16 protein-coding genes and 1 tRNA gene are annotated in these 17,315 nt (G+C 54.4%); 11 read left to right on the top strand and 6 right to left on the bottom strand.

The genetic code is table 11. From position 1 onward, the window contains the following. Window positions 1-149: 149 nt before the first annotated feature. Genes ACLHIL_RS00630 through ACLHIL_RS00620 form a run of 3 tightly spaced genes read right to left on the bottom strand, consistent with a single transcriptional unit; the run spans window position 150 to window position 3,200 of the window. On the bottom strand, window positions 150-1,475 hold the full coding sequence (locus ACLHIL_RS00630) for an ABC transporter permease (RefSeq protein ID WP_411295925.1): 1,326 nt from the start codon (window positions 1,473-1,475) through the stop codon (window positions 150-152). A 1-nt stretch (window position 1,476) separates the two neighbouring features. Then, window positions 1,477-2,445: an ABC transporter ATP-binding protein gene (locus ACLHIL_RS00625; RefSeq protein WP_411295924.1), complete on the bottom strand. Its 969-nt coding sequence runs from the start codon at window positions 2,443-2,445 to the stop codon at window positions 1,477-1,479. Continuing rightward, the gene (locus tag ACLHIL_RS00620) at window positions 2,445-3,200 is read right to left on the bottom strand and encodes a TetR/AcrR family transcriptional regulator (RefSeq protein ID WP_411295923.1); all 756 of its coding nucleotides are present in this window, start codon (window positions 3,198-3,200) and stop codon (window positions 2,445-2,447) included. The genes ACLHIL_RS00625 and ACLHIL_RS00620 overlap by 1 nt, the downstream gene beginning before the upstream one ends. A gap of 80 nt (window positions 3,201-3,280) precedes the next feature. Between ACLHIL_RS00620 and ACLHIL_RS00615 the strand changes: the two genes are divergently transcribed. From ACLHIL_RS00615 to ACLHIL_RS00600, 4 genes are all read left to right on the top strand, one after another. After that, a tRNA-Gln gene (locus ACLHIL_RS00615) sits at window positions 3,281-3,351 on the top strand. 30 nt (window positions 3,352-3,381) lie between these two features. Next, window positions 3,382-4,482, top strand: a complete 1,101-nt coding sequence (locus tag ACLHIL_RS00610; RefSeq protein ID WP_411295922.1) for an NTP transferase domain-containing protein — start codon at window positions 3,382-3,384, stop codon at window positions 4,480-4,482. Window positions 4,483-4,529: 47 nt separating this feature from the next. Then, window positions 4,530-5,510 carry a ribose-phosphate diphosphokinase gene (locus ACLHIL_RS00605; RefSeq protein ID WP_411296004.1) on the top strand — a complete coding sequence of 327 codons (981 nt, stop codon included), beginning with the start codon at window positions 4,530-4,532 and terminating at the stop codon, window positions 5,508-5,510. Window positions 5,511-5,587: 77 nt separating this feature from the next. Next, the gene (locus ACLHIL_RS00600) at window positions 5,588-6,205 is read left to right on the top strand and encodes a sugar O-acetyltransferase (RefSeq protein ID WP_411295921.1); all 618 of its coding nucleotides are present in this window, start codon (window positions 5,588-5,590) and stop codon (window positions 6,203-6,205) included. Here ACLHIL_RS00600 and ACLHIL_RS00595 read toward each other — a convergent pair. Next, window positions 6,180-6,287 carry a methionine/alanine import family NSS transporter small subunit gene (locus tag ACLHIL_RS00595; RefSeq protein WP_411295920.1) on the bottom strand — a complete coding sequence of 36 codons (108 nt, stop codon included), beginning with the start codon at window positions 6,285-6,287 and terminating at the stop codon, window positions 6,180-6,182. The genes ACLHIL_RS00600 and ACLHIL_RS00595 overlap by 26 nt on opposite strands. 63 nt (window positions 6,288-6,350) lie before the next feature. Next, the gene (locus ACLHIL_RS00590; RefSeq protein WP_411295919.1) at window positions 6,351-6,881 is read right to left on the bottom strand and encodes a hypothetical protein; all 531 of its coding nucleotides are present in this window, start codon (window positions 6,879-6,881) and stop codon (window positions 6,351-6,353) included. A gap of 207 nt (window positions 6,882-7,088) precedes the next feature. Between ACLHIL_RS00590 and ACLHIL_RS00585 the strand changes: the two genes are divergently transcribed. The 4 genes from ACLHIL_RS00585 (at window position 7,089) to eno (ending at window position 13,496) form a co-directional block, all read left to right on the top strand. Further along, window positions 7,089-7,694, top strand: a complete 606-nt coding sequence (locus tag ACLHIL_RS00585) for a 50S ribosomal protein L25/general stress protein Ctc (RefSeq protein WP_411295918.1) — start codon at window positions 7,089-7,091, stop codon at window positions 7,692-7,694. Window positions 7,695-7,869: 175 nt separating this feature from the next. Next, window positions 7,870-8,466, top strand: coding sequence for an aminoacyl-tRNA hydrolase (gene pth, locus ACLHIL_RS00580; protein ID WP_411295917.1), 597 nt, complete (start codon window positions 7,870-7,872; stop codon window positions 8,464-8,466). Continuing rightward, window positions 8,463-11,969, top strand: a complete 3,507-nt coding sequence (gene mfd / locus ACLHIL_RS00575; protein ID WP_411295916.1) for a transcription-repair coupling factor — start codon at window positions 8,463-8,465, stop codon at window positions 11,967-11,969. Before pth ends, mfd begins: the two co-directional genes overlap by 4 nt. Window positions 11,970-12,212: 243 nt before the next feature. Next, window positions 12,213-13,496: a phosphopyruvate hydratase gene (gene eno, locus ACLHIL_RS00570; RefSeq protein WP_411295915.1), complete on the top strand. Its 1,284-nt coding sequence runs from the start codon at window positions 12,213-12,215 to the stop codon at window positions 13,494-13,496. 413 nt (window positions 13,497-13,909) lie between these two features. Here eno and ACLHIL_RS00565 read toward each other — a convergent pair whose 3' ends face one another. Beyond that, complete coding sequence (locus tag ACLHIL_RS00565; RefSeq protein WP_411295914.1) at window positions 13,910-14,086, bottom strand: hypothetical protein; 177 nt, start codon at window positions 14,084-14,086, stop codon at window positions 13,910-13,912. Between the two features lie 397 nt (window positions 14,087-14,483). Here ACLHIL_RS00565 and ACLHIL_RS00560 point away from each other — a divergent pair, with 397 nt between their 5' ends. From ACLHIL_RS00560 to ACLHIL_RS00550, 3 genes are all read left to right on the top strand, one after another. Beyond that, window positions 14,484-15,398 (top strand): FtsB family cell division protein, encoded by a 915-nt coding sequence (locus ACLHIL_RS00560; protein ID WP_411295913.1) that lies wholly within the window; start codon window positions 14,484-14,486, stop codon window positions 15,396-15,398. Between the two features lie 244 nt (window positions 15,399-15,642). Continuing rightward, on the top strand, window positions 15,643-16,221 hold the full coding sequence (locus ACLHIL_RS00555; protein WP_411295912.1) for a DUF501 domain-containing protein: 579 nt from the start codon (window positions 15,643-15,645) through the stop codon (window positions 16,219-16,221). After that, window positions 16,218-17,183 carry an exopolyphosphatase gene (locus ACLHIL_RS00550; RefSeq protein ID WP_411295911.1) on the top strand — a complete coding sequence of 322 codons (966 nt, stop codon included), beginning with the start codon at window positions 16,218-16,220 and terminating at the stop codon, window positions 17,181-17,183. Before ACLHIL_RS00555 ends, ACLHIL_RS00550 begins: the two co-directional genes overlap by 4 nt. Window positions 17,184-17,315 lie beyond the last annotated feature (132 nt).

Below are 17,315 nucleotides of genomic sequence, written 5' to 3'. Positions count from 1 at the left end.
TTAAGGAGCAATACTTCCTGCGCTCGGTATTAGTATCACGACGGATATAGATAAAAGATCGTGGGGTTGTCTACGGAATATTCCGTAGACAACCCCACGATCATTTTAGGTCGGCATTGGTGAGTTAAATGCTGATCTGGTTAACCGAGCTAACTTGTTGATGTGCGTTCGTGAAATTCAGTTTTGACCTGACCGACTTGACCGTTGAGTACGCTTGTGCCTGCCACGGTAGGCACCTCTTTCGGTGCCGCCTTGGGAGAGAATAAGGCTTTGCGCAAGGACATCCGCTTACCCATATGCAATACCGAGTGCGAGTACACCCGCCCGGCAAATGCTGCGAGCAGGAAAATGGCAACCACAGATATCGCCATAGAGATGATGACTTCGGTAGTCGTTGAGATTCCGTATGCGGATCGGTTCGCCATTATGAATGGTGCAAACCCAGGGATGAAAGACATCCCTTTGGTCCATATAGAATCTGGACTGTTCGGTACGAAGTACAAGGCAAGATAGAATGGCACGAACAGGAAGAGGGTTACCGGGGAGACCGCCGACGAGACTTCTTCGGCACGGCTGACGAGTGAGGCCAGTGCTGCGGTAATAGAGGCGTAGCAGAAGAATCCGAGTATCACCCAGATGATAATTTCTATCAGGTATCCGCTGATAGAAATTTGCGTCCATACTCCGGCAATATTCAGTGCCGCAACGGCACAGAGGACCAGAAGAGTTACCTGAGAGAGGACGACAATTCCAATCCCCAGGATCTTTCCAAGCAAAAGAGTCCGTGAGCGCACTGTTGACAACAGGATTTCGACGATTCGAGAAGATTTCTCTTCGACGATTCCCAGTGCCACCGTGTTCATACCCAGGATGATGGAGTAGATCAATATCATGCCTCCGGCCATGCCGACGAAGTATCCGACGGGATTGGCGGCCATGAGGTTGGTTGATGGCAGTACAACTTCACGCTCAGGAATATTGATCTGATATGCAAGATCTTGGTAGTTCTGCGCGCTGACAGTCGCTCCCTTATCAGCCATTAATCGAGCGACTGCACCAAGTTCGACGTACGGGGTGAGCTTATTGTTACTCGATAGGGATGATTCGTGGACGATAACCGGCTGATCGAGGGTGCCGCTCAGACCAATAGCGTCGCTACCGGATTTCTTGCTCCATTCGATAATTGCCTTTTCAGAGCCATTTTCCGCAATTGGCGTCAGTGTGATGTGTGCTCCGTTAATGGCCTGTTCGAGGTACGGGGTCAATGGCTCCATTTGTTTTTCAACAAAGATGACGGGCTGTTCCGTAACGCTTTGTGTCGCTTGTGAGGAATTGTCATCGCTGTCTTTATGGAGCAGGAATTGCCCGAGGAAACCGCCACCGAGAATGAGTAGCGCAAAGACGACTGTTGAAATAATAAAGGATTTTGTGGTTGCAAGAGCGCGCATTTCGCGCTGGATAATGAGTCGCAGCATGTTACTTCTTCCTCCTTCCGCCCAAGCGAGCAAACAATCCGGTTTTCTTGGGTGTTGCTTCCTCGGTTTCGGAGGATGGCACAGTGACGATTGAGCCGAAAAGCTCACTGAGTCGCGGTAAATACCTGGTAAAGGAATGTACTGGCCCACCAGCTAATGCGGCATGAAGCAGCGCTTGATCCTCGTTTCCGCGAAGCTGTGCGCGTAACGTATGGGCGTCGATAATATCGACCGATTCCGTCAGTGCTGCGATAGCCTCGGCGGTGGCGCGGGCGTCGGGGGATTGAATCTCAAAAAGATTTTCTGAGTTTCGGGTGCGCAGTTCGGTAGGTGTTCCCTCTGCGGCGATCTTCCCCATGGAGGCGATGCCGATGCGATCGCAAATACGCTCAACTAAATCAAGTTGATGGGAGGAGAAGATGACGGTTGTGCCCTGGGCGGCTTTTTCGCGTAGGGCGGCACCCATCATTTCAACGGCGAGGGGATCAAGCCCGGAGAAGGGTTCATCAAGAACGAGAACTTCGGGGTCGTGAATCAGGGCAGCGCATAACTGCACGCGCTGTTGATTGCCGAGGGAGAGATTTTGGACGTTTTCTTTGCCTCGATGATGGATACCGAGCTTTTTCGTCCAATACTCTACTTGTTCTTTGGCTCGTTCTACCGGCACTCGGTGTAGCCGAGCGAGGTAAATAAGCTGATCGTTAATTGCCATTTTGGGGTATAAACCGCGCTCCTCAGGCATGTATCCAAATCGAGCGCGATCAGCGAAACTCAGGGCTTTCCCGTCGCGAGTAACGCTTCCGTAGTCGGCATTGAGAACACCGAGCATGATACGCATTGTTGTGGTTTTTCCTGCCCCGTTAGAACCAACGAATCCGTATAGTTCACCGGGGTTAACAGTGAACGTCATTCCGTTGAGAGCGGGAACTGAACCGAATGTTTTATGGAGCTGATTGACTTCAATTGTCATTATTTGTCTCCCTTGTCTCCCTTGTCTCCCTTGTCTCCCTTGTCTCCCTTGTCTCTATTATACAATAGGAACGGCTCGTGCTCTAAGCCGCGCAAGCCATTCCACATCAAGTTTACCAAGTGAGCTGCAAGTTTCTCTTTGGGAACCTCCGGATTGTGAGCCCACGTCTGCCCAGTAATACCAACCGTCCCAGCGAGCATGTGTGCGTACAGCGGGGCGCTATCGACGTCAAATCCTAATTGGGTGAAGTATGCCGAGAGGAGTTCGGTTAGATAGTCGCTAATATCTGAAATGACGGTGGCGAATCGCGATCCGGCAATACCGTCCGGGGATTGGTGAAGCATGAGCCCAAAACCGTAGGGATTATCGGCAATATAATCCAATAACGCCAGAATTGTTCCCTCAAGCGCGGCGCGTGGATGGACCTCCGGGCAGAGGTTCTGATCGAGCAGTGCGCTTAATGCGCGAGTCTCGCGATCGACAATTACCTGATAAAGCCCCTCTTTTCCACCAAAGTGTTCGTAGATGACGGGTTTTGATACGCCGGCGTGTTGCGCGATCTCTTCAATAGAAACCGCATCAAATCCGTGGCTAGCAAATAGCTGACGGGCAATTGTGATGAGTTGCTCGCGGCGTTGCACTCGCGTCATGCGCGCGCGTTTAGGGCGGGAACAATCCTGAGATATAGCCGCCGTTGCGCCGTTTGCGGCAGATTGCTTCGCGGGCTGATCTGCGGAAGAGGAGATGGTTGTCATAATGGCTATTATCGCAAAATTAACAAGATGGGTTTTTGGATTGGAAATTAACGGGGAATCACTGGCACAATGTAGAGGAATCCGCCATGGTGTAACGGCAGCACACGGGTCTTTGGAACCCTTAGTCTAGGTTCGAATCCTAGTGGCGGAGCGAGAGGTGCGAGAGTCCTGAGGAGGCATCGTGGGAGAGCTGACGGCCGCGATTGTGCTCGCTGCAGGTAAAGGCACTCGAATCAAGTCGCAGATTCCCAAAGTTTTGCTTCCCATGAACGGGCGTTCCGTTCTTCAGCACGTCAACTCGGCAGTTATTGGTGCTGGGGCGGAGTATGTGGTCTACGTCGTCCGTCATGAACGCGAAAAGGTTGCCGCTCATATTGCGCAGATGAATCCTGAGGCGCTAATTGCCGATCAAGACGATATTAAAGGCACTGGGCGAGCTGCATGGTGCGGATTGGCGGCGCTTCCCGAGGGATTAACCGGATCAGTTCTCGTGGTCGCTGGCGATTCCCCGATGTTTACCCCGCAGGTCTTGCAGGAATTAGCGGGCGTCCACGCCCAAGGCAATAATGCGGTGACGGTGCTCTCTACATACGTGGCTGATCCATCGGGATACGGGCGGATTGTGCGTAAGGCGGCTGGTCCAGATCAGCGCGATGAGCGCGCCGGAGCAACAGGTGAGATCCTTGCAATTGTCGAAGATCGCGATCTACTTGACGATCAGCGGGATATTACCGAGATTGCGACGTCCACCTACGTCTTTGATATCGCTTTCTTGCGCGATTCCCTGCAAACATTGGGCACGGATAATGCCCAAGGGGAAATGTATTTGACCGACGTCGTACAGCGAGCTCGTGAGCTTGGCCAAGGCGTCGGTTCTTTTGTTTTGGATGATTCAGTTCAAGCTGAGGGTCTGAACGATCTTGTGCAACTGGCTAACCTACGTGCAGAAAAGAATCGTCGCATCGTGGCGGCGTGGATGCGTCAGGGAGTCTTTGTTGTCGATCCCGAGCGAACGATTATCGAATCTGACGTCACGCTTGAGCCAGATGCGGTTATCGAACCAGGGTCGATATTGCGAGGTCGTACCCATGTTGCTGCATTTGCGGTGGTAGGGCCATACACAGAGTTAACTGATGTTCATGTGGGTGCTCGTGCTCATGTGCCGCATTGCGTGGCGCAAGGAGTCGAGCTGAGTGCTGATGAGTGCGTTCCACCATTTAGCGTGCTCGGATCATCACTGGCAATGAAAGCTCCCGATTCGCTATCCGGGGCGATAGGGTAAAGACGCAGGCTCTGGGCCGTGCAGTCGGCCAGGAGAGAGGGATGAGAATGACGGGTATCCACACCAGCGGAGAAAAACATTTGGTCCTGGCCAGCGGGAGAGCACATCCTGAGTTGGCTCGGGCGGTCGCCGAAGAGCTTGGCATTGATTTGTTGCCAGTGACGGCGTATGACTTCGCGAATTCTGAGATCTATGTGCGCTTCGATGAATCCGTGCGCGGGTCTGACGTTTTTATCTTGCAGTCGGTAGCGGTGCCGGTAAATAAGTGGATTATGGAGGCTCTCATTATGGTCGATGCGGCCAAGCGCGCCTCCGCGAAGCGAATTTCGGTCGTTGTCCCGTCATATCCATACGCTCGTCAGGATAAAAAGCATCGCGGTCGAGAACCAATTTCCGCCCGTCTGATGGCAAACCTGTTTAAGACTGCAGGGGCGAATCGCATTATGTCCGTCGATCTCCATGCAGCTCAAACGCAGGGCTTCTTCGATGGGCCGGTCGATCATTTGTGGGCGATGCCAACGCTTGTTGAGTATGTGCGCACTCGCATTGATTCCTCGCGCTCGGTTGTTGTTTCCCCAGATGCCGGGCGCATTAAGGTGGCCGAGCAATGGGGCGCACGCCTAGGTGGAGTGCCGCTCGCATTCGTGCACAAGACCAGAGACATTAATCGTCCGAATGAAGCGCGCTCGAATCGGGTGGTTGGCGATGTGGCTGGGCGAACGGCCGTCATTGTTGACGATCTGATTGATACGGCTGGGACGATTGCCGGTGCTATCCGAGTGGTACTAGAAGCCGGTGCGAAAGACGTTATCGTTGCCGCAACGCATGGCCTGTTCTCTGATCCGGCGGTTCAACGGCTGGCAGAAAGCGGTGTGCGGGAGGTCGTTGTGACTGATACCCTCCCCATCCCGGTGGAAAAGCGCTTCCCGCAGTTGACGATTTTGCCAATTGCGCCGGTGTTGGCTAGCGCGATTGAAGAGGTATTCAACGACGGTTCAGTCACGTCGCTATTTGATGGCGCTCACTGATAACCGCAACCCCTCGGCTCGCTGCGCGGTGCAGGGCTGAGCTATACGAGGGAGCTGTAAGGGAGATAGGCAGTAGCATGGCATATCATCCGGTTGATATAGCCGATGTTTTCCGTGATGATCCGCGCTCTCAACGCGAACGTATGCTCGCTGGCGATATGTATATTGCCGATGATCCTGAGTTAGCTCGTATGCACAGGCGCGCCTTGGAATTATCCGAGCGGTTTGCTGCTGAATTTCCGGCTGATCCGCAGGCGGCACAGCGTGTTGTCCGCCAGTTGCTCGGTTCGTGCGGCGAGGACGTATATATCCGGGCGCCAATATGGGTTGATTATGGCGTCAATATCCATATCGGTGCTCGGACTTTTATTAACTGCAATTTGACGGCACTTGACGTCGGGCGAATCGAGATTGGATGCGATTGCCAGATCGGGCCGCAATGCCAATTAGTGACGCCGACCCACCCTATTGATCCCGATATGCGATCGGCGAAGCTGGAGGCAGCACAGCCAATCGTCGTGGAAGATAATGTGTGGCTCGGTGCTGGGGTAATCGTGTGCCCAGGGGTGCGTATCGGGGAAAACTCCGTTATCGGTGCGGGCTCAGTGGTGGTGCGAGATATTCCGGCCAATGTGGTTGCAGTTGGCAATCCGGCCCGCGTGATACGGGTTATTTCTCCTCAAGCGGATGGGTGACGAGATAGGCCACTGAAGCGACCAGTCCGCCCCAAACGGAGGCAATAGAGATGACGAGCATAATGATGGCGGGAGTTGTCATAACAGGCTCCTTTCTTCTTCGGTTGTTGTCGTGCGATTGCTGTGGGTATGAAGGGCAAGGGCGTCATATCTTATGCTGACGGGGATTATGCGCCAGGGATTCAGTGCTACCAGATAGAGCGCCTGCGTTACTGGGCATCTTGGCTAATGTCAGAGTTCTATCGCGCTGACGTTGCCGCATAGAGTGCCCGGCAATGGCGGATTCACTATCGGATTCTGGGCGGTCGTGGAAAGCGACCGGATCGAAATGATCGACGGGAGTGCGCCACGGGCATACCGCAAGAATAAAACTTGCCACCATGACTCCCAATAACATGAGCCAGCCCATCTTGTAGATGAATGATGTGGGGTAGTCGCCGTACCCGTCACGCAGTAATGAAACCAAGGTGGCAACAAAGATGGTTGATAGCACGGCAGGGGCGAGTACAACCACCAGGAAGTTCCACAGTCGCGGAGCTTTTAATGTGGAAGTTCGGTTGAGATGCCCGCGCAGGATGGAGAGTTCGGGGCGACGTAGCTCACGAGAACCGTCATCGCGATGGCGGAGACGACAATGCCGATTTCGTAGATAATGCCCGCAATAGCCGTCGTGCACCTGTGTATTACCCAGTGTTGGGTGTGAGATTCGCCGGCAAGCTAGCTGATTATTTGAGGGGCGCGATATAGTAATAAGGCCTCGGCGAGGGAACGTCTTGTTCCGTAATCGACGCGGTTGCCTATACTCCTCGGGTGTAGTCGCCGGTTTGCGAGGCGCTATCGCGCAGCACTAGCTGCACAGTTTGAGATACCAAGGAGTAAAGAAATGGCGTCGAAGCCAGTATTGGAAGCCACGCGGCGAGAAGAATTTGGTAAGGGTGCGGCACGTCGCATGCGCCGCGAAGGTCTTATGCCGGTCGTTGTCTACGGTCACGGTCAAGATCCGGAGCATTTCGCCGTCGATTACCATGACGCATACATGCTCGTTCGTTCCAACCCGAACGCCCTGTTCACCCTGAAGGTTGATGGCGCAAACCAGCTCGTTATGGCCAAGGATGTGCAGCGCAATCCGCTCTCGCGTCGTATTGAGCACCTGGATCTGCTCCGCGTGAAGGCCGACGAAAAGGTTGACGTGGATGTTGCAGTAGAGCTTTCTGGTGAACCGCAGTCCGGCGCAATCGCCACCGTTGAGATGATGACCATCGCAGTGAAAGCACCGGCAACGGATGTGCCGACGGCTATCGTCGTTGACGTTGAAGGCATGGAAGACGGCACCCAGGTGCGTGTTGGCGATCTAGCCCTGCCCGAGGGCGTCACCACGGAAATCGACGCCGAAGAAATTGTTGTCGTCATTGCTATTCCGCAGGAAGTAGACCTTCCGGAGACGGAAGAAGCTGACGCTGAAGAAGAAGCAGAAGAAGCTGCTGAATAATTCTGTCCGTGCGAGGGTCCAGCTATAATGCCTGGACCCTCGCATGTTTCCTACGCACGAAAACCGCGTGTGAATAAGCGGAAACACCGATTCTGCAGGAGATATGCATCCGCACAGAAGTTTTGACGCATAACCGCCGTCGTCGATAGAGCTGTGCTTGTGGAAAGGAACCCCGATGTATGCAGTAGTTGGGCTAGGTAATACCGGCGCACAGTACGAAGCTACCCGACACAATATCGGTCAACACGTCATTCACGCCTTAGCTACACGTGCGGGAACCTCCCTCTCGCTGCATAAGCCCTCCCAGACCCGTGCCGCGAGCGTACTCTATGGGGTAGCCCCCGGCAATCCCGGGCAGCGCCTGATCTTGGGGATAACCAATGGATATATGAATACTTCCGGCGGTCCGATCAAATCGTTAATGAGCTACTTCAAGATTCCTACCGAGAATCTCATTGTGGTACATGACGAACTCGATCTGCCCTTTGGGGTTCTCAAACTCAAACGTGGTGGGGGAGAAGGTGGGCATAACGGTTTGCGTTCCCTCAGCGGTGCGTTAGGCACAAAAAATTACATTCGATTGCGCTTTGGGATTGGGCGTCCCCCCGCTGGGCGGGATGCTGCCGATTATGTGCTGTCCAACTTCACGACGTCTGAACGGCGAGAACTCGATATGCTGATTGACGCTGCGGTCGACGCGGTTGAAGACGTCCTGATGCGCGGTTTGGATAGTGCCCAACTGCGTCTGCACTCTACTGCGGCGCGCTCATGATACATTGCGTTCTGGAGGTTCTTGCTGAGAGCCTAGGCAGCGGATATGCGGATGGAGTGACCGCCAATCTTGCGATGCCTCGCGGGGCATTCGCACCGACGCTAGCTCATTTTGTTCACGAGCAGCCACACACATTACAGGTGGCAGTGACGGCTTCCGGGCGTGAGGCCGAGGAACTGCAAGCTGCGCTGCGCGCTTACCTTCCGCACAGTGCGGTCGCCCTTTTCCCATCCTGGGAGACGCTCCCCCATGAACGGCTCTCGCCGCGTTCCGATACGGTCGGTACGCGCATGATGACCTTGCGGCGATTGGCTCATCCGGAAGAATTCCCACCTTTACATATCCTCATCGTTCCCATCCGAGCATTCTTACAACCGATTGCCAGCGGATTAGGGGATATTGAGCCGGTACGGATTCGTCGGGGCGATGAGTTAGACCTTGAGGATCTCATCCGTCGGCTCACTGCTTTGGCATATACCCGAGTAGATATGGTGGAAAGCCGTGGGCAGTTTGCCATCCGTGGCGGTATTGTCGATATTTTTGTGCCAACGGCAAGCCATCCAACTCGATTAGAGCTATTCGGGGATGAGGTCGATGATATTCGGATGTTTTCAGTATCCGATCAGCGTTCCTTGGAGACCTTGACGCAGGTGTATGCCTCCCCGTGCCGGGAATTGCTCCTAACCGATGCGGTGCGTTCGCGCGCCTCGCAGATCATCCCAGAATTACCTGGTGCGATCGACATGCTCGACAAAATCGCCAACGCAGTGGCAGTGGAGGGAATGGAATCTCTCCAGCCGATTTTGGTTGACACCATGCGGTTATTTCTCCATGAGCTGCCACAGCAGGCGCGGATTGCACTTGTTGAGCCAGAACGCATAAGGGCACGCGCTGAATCTCTGCATGAGACAACGGAGGAGTTCCGGCAAGCTGCGTGGAATGCGGCGGCTGCGGGCGGGCCGATTCCCGTGGAGGCTAAAACAGCGTCTTTTGCACAGATCGACGATGCGCGTAGCCAAGCGCAGCATCGCGGGCTGGGGTGGTGCGCTATTGGCGGATTCTCAGGTGCCGATAGCGTATCGCTGCCATTGAATGAACCGGATAACTATGCCGGCGATATGGAGGCGGCTATCGCCCAGCTTGCCCAGTGGGTTAAGGGCGAGTGGCGCGTCGTCGTGGCTGTGGAAGGCGCTGGTCTGGGGCGGCGTCTGGTGGAAAATCTTGCTGACGCGGAGATTCCCGCAGTCCTGGTTGACGATATTGACGAGCTGAAAGCTGGCGTTGTTCAGGTGCTTGTTGCCCCGATCAAGCTGGGCTTTATTGCGCCACGCGAACGCTTTGCGCTACTGGGGAGTGCCGATATTATTGGCCGACGACGAACGCGCAATGTTGAGCAGCACGCGATGCCTAAGCGTCGCAAGAATGCGGTTGATCCGCTGCAGCTTAAACCAGGTGATTATGTTGTCCACGCGCGTCACGGGGTGGCTCAGTTCGTCAAACTGGCCAAGCGGCAACTTGGATCGAATGGGACGCAGCGAGAGTATGTCGTCTTAGAGTATGCGGCGTCTAAGCGCGGGCAGGCTCGCGATGAGTTATGGGTGCCAACCGATCAGCTCGATCAAGTATCGAAATATGCCGGTGGGGAATCGCCGACGCTCAATAAAATGGGCGGGGCAGATTGGGAGCGCACCAAGGCAAAGGCGCGGGCAGCCGTCAAGCAGATTGCCCGCGAATTGGTCCGGCTCTACGCCCAACGTCGGGCAACAAAAGGTCACGCATTTTCTCCAGATACTCCCTGGCAACGCGAACTAGAAGATGCCTTTGAGTTCGTGGAAACTCCTGACCAGTTGGCAACGATTGATGACGTCAAACGCGATATGGAATCGCCAGAACCGATGGATCGCCTCATTTCCGGGGATGTGGGCTACGGAAAGACGGAAATTGCTGTGCGGGCTGCTTTTAAGGCGGTTCAAGACGGGATGCAGGTGGCGATCTTGGCGCCGACCACGCTCCTCGTCCAACAACATTTGGAAACCTTTGAAGAGCGTTATGCCGGTTTTCCGGTGCGAGTGGCGGCTTTGTCGCGTTTTGTCACCGACGCGGAGGCAGAGCGTATTCGTCAGGGTCTACGTCGGGGAACAATTGACGTCGTGATTGGCACGCATCGACTTATTACTGGTGATGTGCGGTTTAAGAATCTGGGTTTGGTGATCGTTGATGAGGAGCAGCGTTTTGGGGTGGAGCATAAGGAAACCCTCAAGCAGCTCTATCCAACGGTTGATGTGCTGTCGATGTCGGCAACCCCGATTCCGCGCACCTTAGAGATGGCGGTGACGGGGATCCGGCAGATTTCGACTCTGGCCACTCCGCCGGAGGAGCGTCATCCTATTTTGACTTACGTCGGTGTGCATGAAAATAAGCAGGTCGCGGCCGCAATTAAGCGCGAACTTTTGCGTGACGGTCAAGTGTTTTATGTGCATAACCGCACGCAGTCTATCGATCGAGTGGCGGCAGAAATCACGGATATGATTCCTGAGGCTCGCGTCGGTGTTGCTCATGGAAAAATGAGTGAACGCCAGTTAGAAGAGGTCATTGCGGCTTTTTGGAATAAAGATATTGACGTCCTCGTGTGTACGACTATCGTGGAAACTGGGCTGGATATTTCCAACGCTAATACGTTGATTGTAGAAAACGCCCATCAGCTTGGTTTGTCTCAGCTTCACCAGTTGCGTGGTCGCGTCGGGCGTGGGCGAGAGCGGGCTTATGCGTATTTCTTGTATCCGCCGGAACATTCCATGACGCAAACTGCGATTGAACGCCTGCGCACCATTGCCTCCCACACCGAGCTGGGGGCAGGTTTCCAGGTGGCGTTGAAAGATTTAGAGATTCGCGGGGCAGGAAATCTTCTCGGCGGGGAGCAGTCGGGGCATATTGCCGGCGTGGGATTCGATTTGTATATTCGGATGGTTTCGGAAGCCGTTGCGCATATAACGGGGCAAGATAAGCGGAGCGAGGCGCAAAAGAGTGCGGATGTGCGTATCGAGTTGCCGGTGGATGCCTATGTGCCGGAGAGTTGGGTGACGTCCGAACGGCTACGGCTGGAGATTTACACGAAAATTGCGGCTAGTACGAGTCAAGTGCAGCGTAAGGATGTTAGTAGTGAATTGCGCGATCGCTATGGGGAGATCCCAGATGAGGTGCGCCGACTTTTCCGGCTAGCTCAGTTGCGGAATGTGTGCCGAGATGTGGGCATTGAAGAGATCACTATGCAGGGGCGAAATCTAAGATTTGCGCCAGTGGAGTTATCAGACGCGCGCCAGTCGCGATTGCGTCGGCTGTATCCACGGGCGACGGTTAAACCGGCGATTCGCACGATGCTTGTTCCGGCGGGCAGCCAGCCAGCGCGCAGTTTTAACGCGAATCATGTGCTGACGAATGACGAGTTGCTAGATTTTGTGGAGCAGGTTATCTCCTCTGTCTGTGTGGCGTCACTGGGTTCGTAGCCCTGCTTCGTGAGGGTGCGGGCGTCGTGCTCGTGCTTATGTGCGGCTCGTCTGTGTGGATATGTGATAGGACGAAAGACGGACACGAGGATGCTAGACGTGCTCTGCGCCATTCGTCCCAGAGGTGAAAACCTCCATGAGGTGTGGATAGAGAGTGTTTTTTGCGGCCATTCGTAGGACAATAGATAGCGAGTGGCTGCTTCCCCGCAGCACATGAAGATAACCCTCAACGAAGGAGTTCTTGTGGCAAATATTGAAGCCGTACACGCACGTGAGATTCTTGATTCGCGTGGTAATCCGACCGTTGAAGTCGAGGTTTTGCTCGACGATGGCCACTTCGGCCGCGCTGGCGTGCCGTCGGGCGCATCTACTGGCGCTTTTGAAGCTGTGGAGCTGCGCGATGGTGATTCCTCGCGTTACTTGGGCAAGGGCGTGACGGAAGCCGTCGCTAACGTCATTGAGCAGATGGAAGAAGAAATCGTTGGCCTCGATGCCTCGGATCAGCGCCTGGTCGATCAGGTACTGTGCGATCTTGATGGCACGGCAAATAAGGGCAAGCTTGGCGCAAACGGCATCCTGGGTGTTTCGCTGGCAATTGCGAAGGCCTCGGCAGATTCGGCTGGCTTGGCTCTCTACAGCTACCTCGGCGGCCCGAACGCACATGTTCTGCCGGTTCCGATGATGAACATCCTTAACGGTGGTTCGCATGCCGATTCCAACGTGGATATTCAGGAGTTCATGATTGCTCCTCTCGGTGCTCCGACCTTCAAGGAAGCTCTGCGTATGGGCTCGGAAGTTTACCATGCGCTGAAGTCTGTGCTTAAGAGCCGTGGTCTGAACACTGGCCTGGGCGACGAGGGTGGTTTCGCACCGAACCTCGAATCCAATGCGGCAGCTCTCGATCTCATCATTGAGGCTATTGAGAAGGCTGGCTACAAGCCAGGTGCCGATGTTGCTTTGGCTTTGGATGTCGCCTCCACCGAATTCTTCAAGGATGGCGCATACCAGTTCGAAGGTGGCGCAAAGTCCACTGAAGAGATGGTTGCGTACTACGAGAAGCTCGTCAGCGATTATCCGCTCGTCTCCATCGAAGATCCGCTCTCCGAAGATGAGTGGGATGCTTGGGCGGCGCTCACCAAGGAGATTGGCGATCGCGTCCAGCTCGTCGGTGATGATCTGTTCGTGACCAACCCGGAGCGCCTGAAGAAGGGTATTGCTATGGGTGCGGCTAACGCCCTGCTCGTGAAGGTCAACCAGATTGGTTCGCTGACGGAAACCCTCGAAGCTGTTGAGTTGGCACATCGTTCTGGCTACAAGACGATGACCTCCCACCGTTCCGGTGAGACGGAAGATACCACGATTGCTGATCTCGCTGTTGCCACCAACTCCGGCCAGATCAAGACGGGTGCTCCGGCACGTGGCGAGCGCGTCAATAAGTACAACCAGTTGCTGCGCATCGAAGAAGAGCTCGAAGATGCAGCAGTGTACGCTGGTGCCTCGGCCTTCCCGCGTTTCTCCGCCAAGTAAGTAGCGAGAGTAATCGGCGAGGCGATGTACCTCGAACATGCCTGAATGTCGCGTTGTTGCGGGCGTAATCTTGCAGCGGCGTAACCGCTAGGTAGGTAATTGTACAATGTGGGCCATAGCTTTGAAGCTATGGCCCACATGCGTATCTTTATAACCAAAAAAAAATGACGAGCGATCTGCTCGTTGTAGGTATTCAGCCAGGTATATGCTCAACTAAATAGGTAAATCTGGGTGGTATCTGTGCCGTCTTGGCAGTCTCGTGGCGAGCTACGTGGTGCAAACAGTGCCCGTTGTTTGGTGCAGACAACGCCGCACCACGCATACTGTGTATGGATACGGATGTCTCCAGAGACTCGTGGTACTTTGACGTGCAATTCTGATCGCGGTTTGGAGTCTTGGGCACTAGCGCGGTGTTACAGATTGTGCTGTGGTCTTTCCAGTTCACCGTCGGTACTCAGCGTTGAGATGAGGTGCAAAACGGGAGTGCCCTGCGAATTATGCGAGATCTCTAGAGCGAGTTGAGCGGCTAAGGAATGTTCGGCTCGATATGTTCCCGATACCTCAAATAGCTCGCGGCCTATCCCGCTCAAGGTGATGACCCAGCCATATGGACCTCGGTGATATAGTGCTCAATCGTATATGTGAGTTCATCTTCTTTCGATGGGGTATCGATCTAGCCAATAACACAGGTTAGGATCGACTCCTTGGGTATCGAGAGCAAAAGTGAAGCTTGGAAAGTCAACGAAGGGTTCAGTGTGCTCTAAAAGTAAATATTGATATAGAGCGCCGATTCGTCAGGCGGCTGTCATGACGAAAATATGTTATTTGCGCTCTTTGTAACACAGAGATGAACGCAATCATGCCCTAGATTCGAGATGGCTATATAGTGCGCGCGGATGTTTTAGCAAAATGTGCGCTAACCGATAAAAGCTCGGCTCACCGTGAGGCTTCACGCCGAGAGTGCCTACAATCCGTAGACTTAACGCTATGAGTCCTCGACGTCCAGTTCGCAAGCCTGGTGCTACCCGCCCTGGCAATGTTCGTCGTGCCTCTAGCTCGCTCAATAATCCGGCTGATTATCGCGAGAACACCTCGCAACGTGAAAGCGCCAGCGCTCGCAGTGTGGCGATGAACCGCTCAGCTATTGGTGGCAACCGCCAGCGAGGCGAGGAGCCGATGCGAACGGCGCATACCCCAGACAAAGAGGGCGATTCGCCGCGAAAGATATTACGAGGTCGTCGGCTGCCGTGGAAACGTCATCGCGCACCAGCAACGGTAACGTCACGAAAAGCTGAAAAACCAGCGAGTTCTTCCCGTTTTTCCCGCAAATTCACTATCTCTTTTACTGATGGGGAAAAGACGCAGCAATTTTCCTTGCGGGCGCTATCCGTCATTTTCTTTGCCTTGCTGGCAGTGGTCATTATTGCGCATCCGTTGAGCCAATATCTCGATCAGCAGCAACAGAAGCGTGAAGCCTTGGCGTCTTTAGAAAAAACGACGGATCGGGTTGCCAGCCTGGAAAAGGAAATTGCTCGATGGAACGATCCGGCCTTTGTGCGTAGCCAGGCGCGGGAGCGTTTAGGCTACGTTTTGCCAGGAGAAACCCTGTATCTCGTTTCTGATCCGGCAAAGGGGACGGCCGATCAGATCATCGCAGAACGCGCCAAAGAGGTCAATGACCGGCGGCGTCAGGCAACTCCGTATTATCTGACGATGTGGGAATCTATTGAAATCGCAGGCAATAGTGCTGGGGCAGTGAACCCGTCGAACGTGCCACTGATTCAACCTGACAGTGAAAAATCTGAGCAAAATTCCCCGCAACCGGCCCCAACGCCTGCTCAGCCCCAAGAGGCTGAGCCAGAAAATTCTCCAGCTCCGGCATCGCCTGATTCTGCTGGGTAAATCGCTAGTGGGCGATACTATCCGCTGACGCGCGCCGCGCATACGCCTGATAAGTGGCGGAAGCGTGCAGAAATGCGTGCGAGTATAGGCGCGGTAGATAGTGGTATGCGTGATGGATTTGCGTTGGTATATCTGGGCAATCGTATGTGGGTGGGAGCATAGTTAACAGTGCATGATGATAAGCACACCATGAGCCGAGTTGCCGAGTGAGAGCCAAGACGGGGAAGCGGGTAGGCTACGTGCTATGACTACACCGCTGCACGAAATCCCAGACATTGATGAATCCACTTTGCGTAGGGTGGCCGCTCATGCGAGTGCGCTTCGTCCGGATGATGTAGCGATTCTTCGTGCGCAGTTAGGGCGTTTCCCGCGCGGTTTAGTCGGGATTGGGGCGCGCTGCGTATGCGGTAATCCAGCAGTGACGATCACCTATCCGCAGTTGCCAGATGGATCGCCGTTTCCCACATTGTTTTACCTGACCTTGCCGGAGCTTGTTCGAGATATTTCTCGGTTGGAAAGCACTGGGCAGATGGTGGAATTCAATGAACGTCTCGCTGTTGATGAGGACTACCGGCACGCTCATGAACGCGCTCATCGCAGCTATTTAGAGCGACGGTCCCTCCTGGCCGACGTTCCTCAGATTGCGAATTTCTCTGCGGGGGGCATGCCAGATCGGGTGAAATGTCTGCATGCGCTAGCGGGCTATGCTTTAGCGGTGGGAGCAGGGATCGTTCCGGTGGGCGATGAGACGCTGGCACGAGTCGGATGGGATTCGAAGGTGTGCCGTTGTGAAAAGCCGTACGGTGGAAAGGATGAGGCGTGAGGGTCGCTGGTATTGACTGTGGAACGAATTCGATTCGGTTGCTGATTGCTGACGTTCCAGGTGAAAGCGGCGCACCGCTGCGAGATATTGTTCGGCAGATGGAAGTGGCCCGATTAGGTCAGGGCGTTGATCGCACTGGAATATTCGATCCTAGTGCTTTGGAACGGGCCTTAGCCTTTGTTGAGGATTATGCGGCGCAATGCCGCGAGCACGCAGTAGAGTCCATCCGTTTTGCGGCAACGTCGGCAACCCGAGATGCCGCTAATCGGGATATTTTCCTCGTTGGCGTGCGCGAGCGTCTGGGGGTAGCTGCCCAGGTGTTATCTGGGGAGCAAGAAGCGCGAGCGTCTTTTACGGGGGCAGTATCGTCTTTGCCGGAGGGTGCCGATGATCCGATTCTGACGGTAGATTTGGGCGGCGGATCAACGGAATTGGTCTGCGGTAGCCGCAATGGCGATATATATGCTGCGGTGTCAATGGATGTTGGATGTGTGCGAATGCGTGAGCGGCATTTAACGTCAGATCCGGCAAGTGAGCAGCAGATAGCCGCCGCTCGACGTGATGTGCAGGCAGCTCTTGATGCGGCAGATATTGATTTATCGGTGCCGCGCACAGTTATTGGATTAGCTGGTTCAATCACGACGATTACTGCGAAAGTATTGGGATTGGCTGCCTATGATCCTGCTCGGATTCATGGAGCTCGGTTATCGGTATCAGATATGGATGCGGCCTGCGAATGGTTTATTACCTCTACGGCTGAGCAGCGGGCGAAACTAGGGTTTATGCATCCGGGGCGAGTTGACGTTATCCAGGCAGGCGCTTTGGTGTGGCAGGAAGTTTTGCGTCGGATTTGCCGTGATGCGGGAGCAGACGTTATTACTCATACGGTGACGTCGGAGCACGATATTCTTGACGGTTTGGCGCTGTGGGCGGCACGTGAGCCAAACCCGCCACAGCACTGAAAATTTACGCTAGCTGCACCGCGTAGTGACTACCAACCGTATAAAAAGCAGTTTTGCAGGCTGCTGGCATGCGGAAATAGTGGTCGAAAATAGGCGCTGAGTGGCTAGCTAGAATTTTGAGGATTTCCGCTT

This window comes from Trueperella sp. LYQ143 (assembly GCF_046599595.1).
Taxonomy (GTDB): Bacteria; Actinomycetota; Actinomycetes; order Actinomycetales; family Actinomycetaceae; genus Trueperella.
This window is presented reverse-complemented; position numbering and strand designations above follow the sequence as displayed.